At 30.9% G+C, this 12037-nt stretch carries 12 protein-coding genes; 8 read left to right on the forward strand and 4 right to left on the reverse strand.

Going from position 1 to position 12037, the window contains the following annotated elements:
* Positions 1-5: 5 nt before the first annotated feature.
* The 6 genes from NNH57_RS24135 to NNH57_RS24160 all read left to right on the forward strand — a co-directional run bounded on the left by NNH57_RS24135 (position 6) and on the right by NNH57_RS24160 (position 5548).
* A complete protein-coding gene (locus NNH57_RS24135) occupies positions 6-383 on the forward strand; it encodes a hypothetical protein (RefSeq protein WP_074406205.1) in 378 nt (125 codons plus the stop codon).
* A 139-nt stretch (positions 384-522) separates the two neighbouring features.
* Positions 523-1173 carry a DUF2490 domain-containing protein gene (locus tag NNH57_RS24140; protein WP_074406204.1) on the forward strand — a complete coding sequence of 217 codons (651 nt, stop codon included), beginning with the start codon at positions 523-525 and terminating at the stop codon, positions 1171-1173.
* An 11-nt stretch (positions 1174-1184) separates the two neighbouring features.
* On the forward strand, positions 1185-2015 hold the full coding sequence (locus NNH57_RS24145; protein WP_234423450.1) for a carbonic anhydrase: 831 nt from the start codon (positions 1185-1187) through the stop codon (positions 2013-2015).
* Positions 2016-2335: 320 nt separating this feature from the next.
* Positions 2336-4099 carry an alginate export family protein gene (locus NNH57_RS24150; protein ID WP_108809232.1) on the forward strand — a complete coding sequence of 588 codons (1764 nt, stop codon included), beginning with the start codon at positions 2336-2338 and terminating at the stop codon, positions 4097-4099.
* A 46-nt stretch (positions 4100-4145) separates the two neighbouring features.
* The gene (locus NNH57_RS24155; protein ID WP_082994738.1) at positions 4146-5171 is read left to right on the forward strand and encodes an SDR family NAD(P)-dependent oxidoreductase; all 1026 of its coding nucleotides are present in this window, start codon (positions 4146-4148) and stop codon (positions 5169-5171) included.
* Positions 5172-5242: 71 nt separating this feature from the next.
* Positions 5243-5548, forward strand: a complete 306-nt coding sequence (locus tag NNH57_RS24160; RefSeq protein ID WP_074406201.1) for a hypothetical protein — start codon at positions 5243-5245, stop codon at positions 5546-5548.
* 123 nt (positions 5549-5671) lie between these two features.
* Here NNH57_RS24160 and NNH57_RS24165 read toward each other — a convergent pair whose 3' ends face one another.
* The 4 genes from NNH57_RS24165 to NNH57_RS24180 form a co-directional block, all read right to left on the reverse strand.
* Positions 5672-7000 carry a WD40/YVTN/BNR-like repeat-containing protein gene (locus tag NNH57_RS24165; protein ID WP_108809231.1) on the reverse strand — a complete coding sequence of 443 codons (1329 nt, stop codon included), beginning with the start codon at positions 6998-7000 and terminating at the stop codon, positions 5672-5674.
* Between the two features lie 262 nt (positions 7001-7262).
* Complete coding sequence (locus NNH57_RS24170) at positions 7263-7583, reverse strand: LytR/AlgR family response regulator transcription factor (RefSeq protein ID WP_254504272.1); 321 nt, start codon at positions 7581-7583, stop codon at positions 7263-7265.
* On the reverse strand, positions 7555-7959 hold the full coding sequence (locus NNH57_RS24175; RefSeq protein ID WP_254504274.1) for a LytR/AlgR family response regulator transcription factor: 405 nt from the start codon (positions 7957-7959) through the stop codon (positions 7555-7557). Before NNH57_RS24175 ends, NNH57_RS24170 begins: the two co-directional genes overlap by 29 nt.
* Complete coding sequence (locus NNH57_RS24180) at positions 7959-8633, reverse strand: sensor histidine kinase (RefSeq protein WP_132066021.1); 675 nt, start codon at positions 8631-8633, stop codon at positions 7959-7961. Before NNH57_RS24180 ends, NNH57_RS24175 begins: the two co-directional genes overlap by 1 nt.
* 587 nt (positions 8634-9220) lie before the next feature.
* On the opposite strand from NNH57_RS24180, the gene NNH57_RS24185 reads away from it, so the two are divergent.
* Together NNH57_RS24185 and NNH57_RS24190 are read left to right on the forward strand one after the other, a co-directional pair.
* Positions 9221-9727: a nuclear transport factor 2 family protein gene (locus NNH57_RS24185; protein WP_082994736.1), complete on the forward strand. Its 507-nt coding sequence runs from the start codon at positions 9221-9223 to the stop codon at positions 9725-9727.
* A gap of 17 nt (positions 9728-9744) precedes the next feature.
* A complete protein-coding gene (locus NNH57_RS24190) occupies positions 9745-11907 on the forward strand; it encodes a DUF5916 domain-containing protein (RefSeq protein WP_108807575.1) in 2163 nt (720 codons plus the stop codon).
* The last annotated feature ends 130 nt before the right edge of the window (positions 11908-12037 follow it).

Here is a 12037-nt window from a genome sequence, read left to right on the forward strand (position 1 = left end):
ATACAATGAATCTTTCCTTTGTTAAATATTGTTCATTAAGAGTACTAATAACTCTGATATTTGCACTTTTTTTTGGTAATAAAATTAGTGCAAATAGTACTACTTCTTATCACAATTTAGTAGTTGAATCTTTTTCTATACATAGTATAGATAATGATACAGATTATGAGAATGGTGATCAAACGTTTATTGATAGCATAGACTTAAATGAAGTTGAAGAAAGGGAAGAGGAAGAAGAATATGTAAAAAGCGCTTTTTGTGTATTTCAAGACAAAAAGAGTATTATTAAAAACAATGATAATTTTAATCAAAAGAATTATCAATTTTCTACTGTAAAAGGCAAGTACTATATTCTGTACTGTTGTCTAAAAGTATATTCATAAAATTATTATTTATAAATCATAAATGTTAGGGATTGACAAAAGTTAGTCCCTGATTTTGATATTTAATTTTAATAATAATATTGTGAAACATATAAAAATAATACTGTTTATTATTCCAATAACAGTATTTAGTCAAAACATGACTACAGAAAAAAGTTATAGCTCCTGGAATTCTATAATTGTCGATTACACTATAAACAATAAAGTTTATATAAAAAATGAAGCACATTTTAGAAGAACCCGTTTTTTAAAAGATTGGCAACAAATATTAATTAGACCTTCTATACATTATAAATCCAATGAAACTCTGGATTTTGCAATAGGCTATAGTTTTGCTAAAAACTATAAGCCTACATATAATTTTAATGAAAACAATGTTTGGGAACAAGTGACATTATCTCATACATCAGGAAAGTCTAATTTCAAACATCGATTTAGATTTGAACAACGTTTCATTGAACAGTTTGTAGAAGTAACTCCTACAGTTTTCAAAACAAATGAAACAGATTATAAAATGCGATTTAGATATCGTTTTACATTTCAGATTCCTTTGTTTACAGTATATAATAATACAAAAATAAAAGCAGTTGTTTTTGATGAAATATGGTTGAATACAAACTCGGGGATTGTTCCTAAATCTTTAAATCAAAACTGGTTTTATGTTGGGGTATCCTATCCAATATTAAAAAACACATCTATAGGACTTGGTTATATGAATGATTATATGCCAATAGCAGATCATTTTAGAAGTAACCACATTTTACAAACAACACTTAAGTTCCACATTTAAATATAAAAGAAATGAAAACCACTAATAATATGGTGTTTATAGCTGTAATTATGACTATAATAGTATCTTCTTGTACGAATACAAAAGAAAAAATTAAAGGAGAACATTCTATAGAAGTAGCTAAAGAAAAAACTACTTCAACCACTGATCATGTAAAAAAACATTGGAGTTATGTTGGGGAAACAAGTCCAGAACATTGGGCCGAAATTGAAAAGAACTCAGAATGTGGAGGAAAATTTCAATCTCCTATAAATATTGTGAGTTTAGATGCAATCGTTGATACCAATTTAAAGCCTTTAGCTATTCATTATGTATCTAATACCAAAATACATGATGTAGTTAACAATGGTCACTCCATTCAATATAATTTTGAAAAAGGAGATTATCTTATGTACAAAGGTGATAAATATGATTTGAAACAAATTCATTTTCACGAATCTTCAGAACATACCATAAATGGTATTAGATATCCAATAGTAATACATATGGTACATACCAATTCTAAAGGAGAATACTTAGTATTTGCTGTAATGGCAAAAGAAGGAAAAACCAGTGCCCCTTTTAGATTCTTGGAAAGCTATTTACCTCTTAGAAAAGGAGAAACTAAAGCTATAGGAAAACCATTTAATCTTAGTTATAACCTTCCTAAAAATAAAGGATATTATACCTATATGGGATCATTAACCACACCACCATGTACTCAAGGTGTAAACTGGGTTATTTTCAAAGAACCCATCACAATATCTTTAGAACAAGTAAATATCTTAAGAGATCTGATGCCTTTAAATAATTATAGAAATGAACAACCATTAAATGGAAGAGAAGTGAAAATGACAAAATAATAGGGTCGAAATAAAAAACAGAAAAGGACTTGTCATTATAATAAGGAATGAGACCAGAATCCATCAATTTTGCATATCGCTAAAAATGGATTTTGGTCAAAATTCATGCTAAAACCTATAAACGAAGGTTATGAAATAAACCATACACATATCGAGTGTAAAACATTGAAAATTAAGTTTTTTATAAGAGTTGTATATATAAAAACTTGCTTTGTTTTTTGTATATTTATAAGTGGTTCATTTCATTTCGTATTAATTAAGATTGTTTTTTTGATATTGATTATCAAAAACATAATAGAATATTACAATGACCTTCGGATATGACTACTCTTTTAAAACCAAACCTATTAAACTGTCTTAGTAAACAATTCGATTTATTAAGAATTACAGTTTTTATTTTCACACTTTCATTTGGCACCACCATTGCGCAGGGTGTCGGAGATGTTGACCCTTATCATAATAAAAGAATTGAAGAAGTTAACATCATAATTACTAATCCATCAAATGATTCTATACTTAATAATCGGATTCGTGACAAAATACGTCAAGATTTAAAGACCTTTCCTGATAATAGATTTTCAAGAAATCATATCGAATTTTCTTTATCTCGATCACGTCAAGATCCTAAGATCGCTACGACCAAAATAGAAGTAGGATTTGGGTCAATCGGGGGGATTATACTTACTATTAATGTAACTTTAGGAGATCAGGTTGGTGAATCGACAAAAACCGGATTTGTAACGTCAGGAAAAATTAATGATCTTCCAAAACTATACAATTTTGGATCTACATTTATTCGCTTAAAACTTGAAGCCCTTGCAATTCATTATAGCAATACGAATGCTTGGTACGGTAGACCCGATGCACTTCTTGATGGTAACCCATTAGTCTCGGGGATACCCTCGGGGGATGGATATGACGATTGGGTTGAAGGATTTACTCATTTGGGAACTTATGGAATTACTCCATTACATAATAATCTTCATATATATGCCGGTCTTAGTGCAATAGTAAGTGGCTCTAAAGGACAAGAGCTATTCACAAACAAAACAAGAGGTTATATTGGTGTTGAGGATGCATATATTGGTTTAATTACAGGAAAAACCTGGGAAAACGGTAATCGACTTGTAGTAAATGCCTCTATTGGTCGACAACGTTTTACCCTTGGAGATGGATTTCTTATCGTAAATACCTCTGCAAATGGTAGTAAAAGAGCAGCATTGCAATCTAATCCTCGTTGGGCAGCAGATATGCTGGCTCGTGGTAGTGTAAAATACAACAACACATTATTAGAATTATTCTATCTCGATCCAGATGAACTACCAGTAGTAGATTCTAAAACAAGAATCACAGGAATTAATGTAGAAGCACAACCTGCAAAAGGGCTCTCTGTAGGAGCAAGCTTATTGTATGTGCCAAAGTCTGAGTTTGGTTATTTTACGTCAACAGAAGTTCTTAGTCGAGAAGGCCTACAAGTTGTAGATGCACGTTTTCGTTGGCAACCTAAACCGGCAGGGAATTCAGGTTTTTTTATTGCAGGAGAAGGTGGATTGCAAAGAAATGAAAATTTTCCGATGCGCGCATACGGCTACTTTGGTGAGTTTGGCTGGAGTTTTTCAAAACTTCCCTGGACACCAACTTTAAGTTATCGGTATGCTCATTTTTCTGGTGATGATTTAAGTACTGATCGATTTGAGCGATGGGACCCTCTATTATCTGGTGGAAACGGAGAACAATGGGTACAAGGAATAAATCATTTTAAAGTCGTGCAGATTTCAAATGTAATTGCACACAGGTTTCAATTACGTGTACGACCAATCTCAAAACTTGAACTGGTACCCCAATTTTGGTTATTTAAAGCAGATGACTTAACAAATTTGGGAGGAAACCCAGCACTCTCATTTTTAGAATCCAAAGATTATGGGGTAGAGGGCAATTTAACTTTCAAAGTATTTTGGTCGCGTAAGATTTATATCCAGGGACATGTGGCAGTTACATTTCCCGGTGAAGCCGTAAACAGAACCTTGACAGAAGATCCATCGAATTGGTGGAGTACTATGCTATTTATACGATACGCACTATAATTAGATGTAACAAACATATTCTAGTAACTCAATAAAACAAAAAATCATGAATCGAAGAAACATGTTAAAAAACACAACGCTTGCTACTATAGGTGCCAGTGCTGGTATTGCTTGCGCTAACGACTCTAAAGAATCTGAAACTGCATCTGCATTATTAGCCTCAGAAAAGACAGTAGGAAAAAAAGATGTTAGCCCGGTTAATCCAGCATATTTCATTCCAAATCGCTTTAAAGACAAAACAATTATTATTACCGGGTGCGCAAGAGGAATGGGTAAAGCAGCAGTAAAAAGAGCAGCTCTAGAAGGTGCAAATGTTGTAGGTGTAGACTGGCTTAAAGAAGAAGGAAATGCGGTTATAAATGAAATTGTTAAAGAAGGTGGTTCTGCAAAATTCGTTTATGGTGATGTTTCTACTAATGAGACCTGTAAAGAAATGGTTAAAACAGCAATAGATTCTTATGGTAAACTAGATTACGCCATAAACAATGCTGGTGTAATGGATGCAATCTTTCCCGGAGACCCTATAAACTATGAAAAACAAAAACACCTTACATTTAGTCGATGTCATGAAGCAACAGATGAGTATTGGGATGTAGTGATGCGAGTAAATACAACAGGAGTATTTAAATGTATGCGTGAAGAATTAAAACAAATGGTAGCACAAAATCAAGGTGGTGCAATCGTTAATGTCGCATCAGTCGCAGGGCTACGGGGTTTTTCGGGAACTCCCTCATATGTTGCAAGTAAACATGCCGTTAACGGGCTAACAAAAAATGCAGCTATAGATTATGCAGAATATGGTATACGAATCAATTCTGTGTGTATGGCCAATACTGCAACACCAATGGTAGAGCGAGCTTATCAACTTGTTATGGCTAAAGTAAAAGCTAGTGGAGGTAATGCTGGCATGGGAAATATTAAAACCAAAAGTCTTCTGCAGTATACAGATTCTAACCATCGAGACGCAACACCAGAAGAACAGGTAGCGATTATGTTATTTTTATTGTCTAAAGAAGCATCTAATATCACTGGAGCAAATTATGCCACTGATGGTGGATTTACTGCGTATTAAAGCAGTTGTACTCATGTCGATAACCGATAACTATAAATAAAAACTAATATTAATTTTAAAAGTATTAAATAATGGAAACATTAACTATTTCACAATCACTTCTAGAAGACATTTCTGAAGGAATTGGTTCTAAATTAGAAAAGGAAACTAATCGAGAGAAAGCTGCAGATTCTTTTATAAAGAAACTTGTAGAAGACTTAAAAGAATTAAAAGAAGATCAAGATCATGCCATCTCTTTATCTGTTCAAAAAAGGAGTGCTGGAGAATATGTTAATGAAAGACGTTATCATAGCGTACGAAAGGGTTCAGATGGAAAACCACTATATTGTGCAGTTTCCAATACTCATTTCAATTTTCAAATAGCACTTTTAGAATAACAAAAAACTACAAATCAGATATATTCATTTTGTAATTTTCTCCTGTAGGGATTTCAATAGCATATTTAGAAAAGCATAAAAAGTCTAAAGCTTAGTAAGTTAGTAATAACACACTTCAATTATTTAAAAATAATGTTTTAGTATCTTTCCATTCGCTATAACCCAAAGTGTATCCTCGTTGTATAAAATTCCTTTACAGTCTGTATCATTAGTATAATAAAGTTCCCATGATGCTCCTCCGTCTACAGTTTTAAAAATATTTTTTCCTGAGATATACCAGCCAATGTCTTTGTTTTTAAAAGCAAAAGCTTCTACTTTAGAGCTGCTTTCATGAATAATACTCCAGATATCTCCTTTTGTTTCTGATTTAATAATCACATATTTTTCATCACCACTAAGGTTCTTAATATAAGCGATCGCATATCCTGTAGTTGCATCTACAAAACGAATTTTCTTGATATATTCATAATTACCCGCTTTATTTTCTATTTGTATTTCTTTATTAGTCCAGTTTCCATCTTTTAAGTATAATAGCTTAGCAGGATAGTAAGACTTGTTTTCAGGGAATGGGTATGTATATCCTCCTAACCAAACCTGATTTGAAGAAAGTGCGAAAAAAGTATCGAATTCGAAATTTGAAGGATCATTTTCATGTACTTTATCAAATGTACTACCAGTATCAGTAGATTTATATATTCTTCCTTCTGATGTTGCAACTATGATATTACTTTCATCATTATCAACAAAAAAGTCTAAACCCCAAGAACCATTTTGAGTAAAATCATTAAGTAACTTGCTTTCTTCTTTTTCATTTTTACGATATAGAGCCAACGATCTTAACGAATATTCATTGTCTTTTGAACTTAAAAAGAATCCTCCATCAAGAAAATTATGATCTTGATTAATATTAGAAATACTTGCTCCCCCGTTAAACGATTTGATTACTTCAAAAACATCATTAGATGAATTGTTTTGTATCGAAAAATAAACCTTTTCTTTATCAACTCCTCTAAAATCCTTTATACTTTCAATCGAATTATAATCGTGACCCATTGTTATCCACTTATTTTTTGTATTGTCTAATACAGCTAAGCTTTTATACGAATCATTAAAAGAAACATTGGTGTTTGGAATTTCTATTTTTAATTCTGGAAGCACACTAACTCCCTCAGGCACCTTTATTGTTATTGTAGTATTGTTAGCAGTAGTAATCTCAACCGCTTTATTATCGAGATATACTTTTGTATCGGTTATATCACTACCAAAATTTTCTCCTAAAATAGATACTAGATCGTTAACATAAGCATACTCTGTAGAAAAAGAAGTAACCTTGGCGTCTATCGTTTCTATTTGTTCATTAAGATCTTGGCTATCTTCTGAATCTGAACCGCAACCAAAGGCTGTAACTAATAGTAATGTAATTAATGGGTAATTCAAAAATCGTTTTTTCATTTTGTTTGTATTCCTTTTATTTTTCCAATTAAAATTAGACCATAAACACGTACTTATCAGTTTGTATATCCACAATCTTACTTAAATCAGTGTAAGTCTATTCCTAGGACAAATATAGTATTATGAATAACTAAAAAACAAGAAAGGGTGGTCAATATTTATAAATAGAGGATGTTAATTCATGTGTTTTTACTCAGGATTCAAGGAGCTCTAATACTACCCAATAAACATTTTCAAATTGTACTTTTATCATAACAAAAAACTACAAATCAGATATATTCATTTTGTAATTTTCTCCGATAGGGATTTCAATAGCATCAATCTCGATATCTTGTTTTGTATACGCTGTAATTTTATCTCGATTTACGATGTAGGAACGATGTGTTCTTATAAATCGTTCATCTAATCTATCTTCAAATGCAGTTAGGCTATATTTTATAAGCCGGGTTTTATTAGACAAATGAATCTTAATATAATCTTTTACGCTTTCTATATATAGAATATTATCATAGAAGACTTTTACTTGTTTTCGATCCTCGCGTATAAAAATAAAATCATCCTTTTTGAGGGTGGTTTTTTTCAACCTCGGTAGAGGTTGATCGCGTATTTTGTAGCGAAATGAATTTTTCGGTTGCCATAAAAAACCTACTAAAAGTTATAGGTTTTAAAAGATAATCCACAGCATTCAATTCAAATCCATCAAGAGCATAATCTCTATACGCTGTTGTAAATATTACATGAGGCTTAACAATAAGATTTTTAAAAAAATCTGTACCTTTTAATACAGGCATTTCTATGTCGAGAAAAAGTAAATCAATTGATTGTTGCTGTAATATTTTACTAGCTTCTATTGCACTATTGCAAGATGCCACCAATTCAAAACCATCTAACTGTTTCAAATGCGTTTCTATTAGCTCTCTGGCTAATTCTTCGTCATCTACTATTAAACACGTATACATTATTTAGCTTTCAAAATTAAACGAACACAATATTTATCACTTTCTTCCTCAATATCCAAAGAATAATCATCTCCATACAGTAAATCTAATTGTTTTTGAACATTACTCAATCCTATACACTTCTGATTTTTATTTTCAGCAGATATTGTTGATTTAGAATTTTCAATATTAAAAATAATATGGTGGTTATCCGAACTAATTGTGATTGAAATAAAAGCTTCCTTTAGTTCCTGAGTCACACCATGTTTAAAAGCGTTTTCTATAAAAGTTAATAGCAGTAAGGGAGCTATTTTTGAATCCTCTGTGCTATTATTTTTAAAAGAAATACGAACTCTGTTTCCGTACCGTATTTTTTCTAAAGCAATGTAATTCTCAATCAACTCAATTTCTTTTTGGATGGATACAAATTTGTTATTACAGCGATACAACATATAATCCAAAATATCAGATAGTTTTTCAATCACTTCTGGTGCATGATCTGATTTTTTTATGGCCAGAGCATACAAATTATTTAATGTATTGAATAAAAAGTGCGGATTTAATTGATTTTTCAAAGCAGTTAATTCAGCTATTTTTTTTTGCTCATTGAGTTTTAAATAATTCTGCTGATTTTTATAAAACCTAAACATTAAGAGCAGGGCAGTAGGAGTTAAAAATTTAATACTCTTACTCAAAAAAACCGAAAAATTTAAAAGCCTTTCCCAAAAAGATTGTTTTGCATAATGTTGAACTATTGGACTATAGTAGTCAAAGTACCTTACATCATAATAATATATTCTATAATATATATATATGGCATACATAACAAACAATAAAATAATCAACCATAGAATAAACCAGCCCGTTTTCCCTTTATTTAAAAAATTTGGAACCAAATAGTATAGACAAGTGTATGCTATTAGTATTTGTATGGCAATGAAGATGATATAAGATTCAAATAGTTGTAGATAGTTATTATAGTTATCGATATTAGCAGATAATGTAAAATAGAGGAATATACCTATCCAGAACAATACGTGTCGTACTTCTGATTTATCAAAGTATGTTTTTAAAGACTCCATATACCAAATTGCAAATATAGCTTATACAGCTTGTATAAAGATTATTTATCTACCAAGCTCGTGTTTAAAGTTATAAACGGGCAAAAATCAGCTACCAAAACCTAAAAAGATCTTAATAGACTAAATTTCTTCTTCGGTCTACTTTTAAAAAAACGTAAGAATATCAACCATAGTTTTGATTAAACTTAAAATATAAATCTATGAAACGTCTATTTTTTACTACGTTCCCTTTTTGTTTTTTACTTGTTTTATCACAATACAAGATGATGAACCATGGTAAAACTATTATAAACAACGATACACTTCTTTATAAGAGTACAAACGAAATAGTCAAAACAAACCATTCATTTTCAGAAAAGGAAATGATTGAAAAAACGCTTAATAATTATATTCAAGGGAGTTCTTATAATGAATTAGAAAAACTAGAAAGTGCTTTTGCTGCAGATGCATCTTTATACCTTACAGTAAAAGGTACCTTTAAAAGATTAACTCCAGTAGATTATCTCAATTATTTTAAGAATAAGAAAAAAGGAGTCTATAACGGACGAACAGGAAATATTCTATCAATCGAGATATATCGTGATATAGCCACAGCCAAAGTCGAAATTTTTATTCCGGAGAGAAAAACAAAACTAATGGATCTTTTTCTATTAAAAAAGCTGAAAGGTGATTGGAAAATAATTACTAAAACAGCTACAAAGCTATAGGTTTCTAAATTTTATATATGAAAAAAATATTTTTGATAGCACTTTGTTTTTTATCTGCTTTGCATACTCAGGCACAAACAAAAACCATTCAATTTAAGAAGGCTACAATTACAATAGATGGCCAGTTAGATGAATCTATCTGGAAAGAGCTTCCTGAGTATTCGGGTTTTTATAATTATATGCCAATAGACGAAGGCTTAGCAGAAAATCAAACATCTGTACGACTATTTCATAATGGAGAATATTTATACGTGAGTTTAATTTATAATGATACTACACCAAAAACACAGGTTAGTTCTTTAAAGCGAGATGTTCCTATTGGGTTAAGTGATGGGTTTGCCATGGTTTTAGATACACAAAATCAACAACAAAACGCATATTATTTTTCTGTAAATAGTTACAGTACACAAATAGATGGTATTGTTGAACGTATTAATGAAGGATATGATTTTAGCACAAGTTGGAATACGATATGGAAAGCTAAAGCCTTTATGAATGGTAATCAAAAACAATATGAAATAGCTATTCCTTTAAAAGCATTAAATTTTGATACGAATAATGCTGTTTTCGGAGTTCAGTTTTATGTTAGAGATATTAAAAATAATTCCTGGACTATTTTAAAAAATGTAAAACGTAATTATCGCCTTTTTGATTTACGATTTACCGAAAAAATGACCGTTGAAGATTTACCCAATACATCAACTTCACGTTTTACAACAACACCATCTATTACCGCAAACTATCAGACCGATGTGGTAGAGGATGATACAGAGACTACATTTAAACCAAGCCTGGATGTGCAATACAATGTCACCTCTTCTCTTCGATTAGATGCGACAATAAATCCTGATTTTTCACAAATTGATATCGATCAACAAGTAACAAATCTAACTCGATTTTCGGTTTTTTTCCCCGAAAGACGTAATTTTTTTCTTGAAAACTCAGATCTGTTTTCAAATCTAGGAGTCGATGGTGTAAACCCTTTTTATTCAAGGCGTATAGGAGCAAATTCAGATATCCAATTTGGGTTAAAATTATCAGGAAATGTATCCCCAAAAACTAGAATTGGAGTTTTAGATGTACAAACCGATAAAGAAAATGAAATCGCTTCAGAAAATTTTGGAGCCCTTGTTGTCGAACAACAATTATCAAAAAACTTTACCACAACTGGTTTTTTTATCAATAGACAACAAACAGATAAATTTAAATTGATCAACGACTATAATCGAGTAGCAGGTGTCAATATAAATTATAAATCTGATAATAATAAATGGCTTGGTCTGGCCAATTTCGGGAAAAGTTTTAATGATGGAATTTCTAAAGACAATAATTTTTATAACGCAGGAATTTGGTTTAACAAGAGAGGTTTAGAATGGAATGCTGCAATCAAAAATGTAGGTAAAAACTATATAACCGATGTTGGTTTTACGCCAAGATTATATAATTATGATGCTATCAATGATGTTGTAGTAAGAGAAGGGTATACCCAAACTACAGCGGGAATAGAATATCAGAAATTTTATGAAAAATCCAAAATAGTAAACTCTGTTCGTTATTTGAATTATAGTAATGACACTTATTTAGATGAACATGGTAAATTGAATCAGTCATCGCATTTCTTAAATTCAGCTATATTCTTTAAAAACCTATCAGCTTTATATTATGTATTTAGATATGAGTACGTGGATTTAAGGTATGGTTTTGATCCATTAGGAAATGGTAATTCATTAATCCCAAATGAATATCGCTTTGGGATTTTAAAAATTGGATACAACTCTGCAAATAATCAAAAATTTAGATATCGTTTCAATATGCAAGCAGGAAATTATTATAGTGGAAAAAGAACAGCTGCAGGAACGTATCTAAATTATCAGTTATTACCTTTTGCAAATTTAGAACTAAGATATGATATTAATAAAATTGATTTGAATCTGTTAGGAAAAGAAACTTTTCATTTGGCTCGTTTTACGGGACAAATTTTCTTTTCTAATCGATTAAACTGGACAACCTATGTGCAATACAATACACAACGAGATAATTTTAATATCAACAGCAGGTTACAATGGGAATACAAACCTTTATCATATGTTTATTTGGTTGTTTCTGATAATTATAACAAAGATATTGCCCGCACAAATTGGGGAGTTGCCTTTAAAATGAATTATCGTTTTGATTTTTAATCCCTGATTTTTATAAAGAAATCTAATTACAAAACCAATACACCAAAATTTGAAATAATAGAAGCAATTAAAGAAAAGAAATAAGGAAATGCATATAAAAGGTTACAAGTTAAACTCTAATTTGTAACCT

The sequence above is a fragment of the Aquimarina spinulae genome (assembly GCF_943373825.1).
GTDB classification, from domain to species: Bacteria; Bacteroidota; Bacteroidia; order Flavobacteriales; family Flavobacteriaceae; genus Aquimarina; species Aquimarina spinulae.

Bases quoted from the DNA above. Each gene is read 5' to 3' on its own strand.
- NNH57_RS24135 (WP_074406205.1), top strand. From the start codon at position 6: ATGAATCTTTCCTTTGTTAAATATTGTTCATTAAGAGTACTAATAACT.
- NNH57_RS24140 (WP_074406204.1), top strand. From the start codon at position 523: ATGACTACAGAAAAAAGTTATAGCTCCTGGAATTCTATAATTGTCGAT.
- NNH57_RS24145 (WP_234423450.1), top strand. From the start codon at position 1,185: ATGAAAACCACTAATAATATGGTGTTTATAGCTGTAATTATGACTATA.
- NNH57_RS24150 (WP_108809232.1), top strand. From the start codon at position 2,336: ATGACTACTCTTTTAAAACCAAACCTATTAAACTGTCTTAGTAAACAA.
- NNH57_RS24155 (WP_082994738.1), top strand. From the start codon at position 4,146: ATGAATCGAAGAAACATGTTAAAAAACACAACGCTTGCTACTATAGGT.
- NNH57_RS24160 (WP_074406201.1), top strand. From the start codon at position 5,243: ATGGAAACATTAACTATTTCACAATCACTTCTAGAAGACATTTCTGAA.
- NNH57_RS24165 (WP_108809231.1), bottom strand. From the start codon at position 7,000: ATGAAAAAACGATTTTTGAATTACCCATTAATTACATTACTATTAGTT.
- NNH57_RS24175 (WP_254504274.1), bottom strand. From the start codon at position 7,959: ATGTATACGTGTTTAATAGTAGATGACGAAGAATTAGCCAGAGAGCTA.
- NNH57_RS24185 (WP_082994736.1), top strand. From the start codon at position 9,221: ATGAAACGTCTATTTTTTACTACGTTCCCTTTTTGTTTTTTACTTGTT.
- NNH57_RS24190 (WP_108807575.1), top strand. From the start codon at position 9,745: ATGAAAAAAATATTTTTGATAGCACTTTGTTTTTTATCTGCTTTGCAT.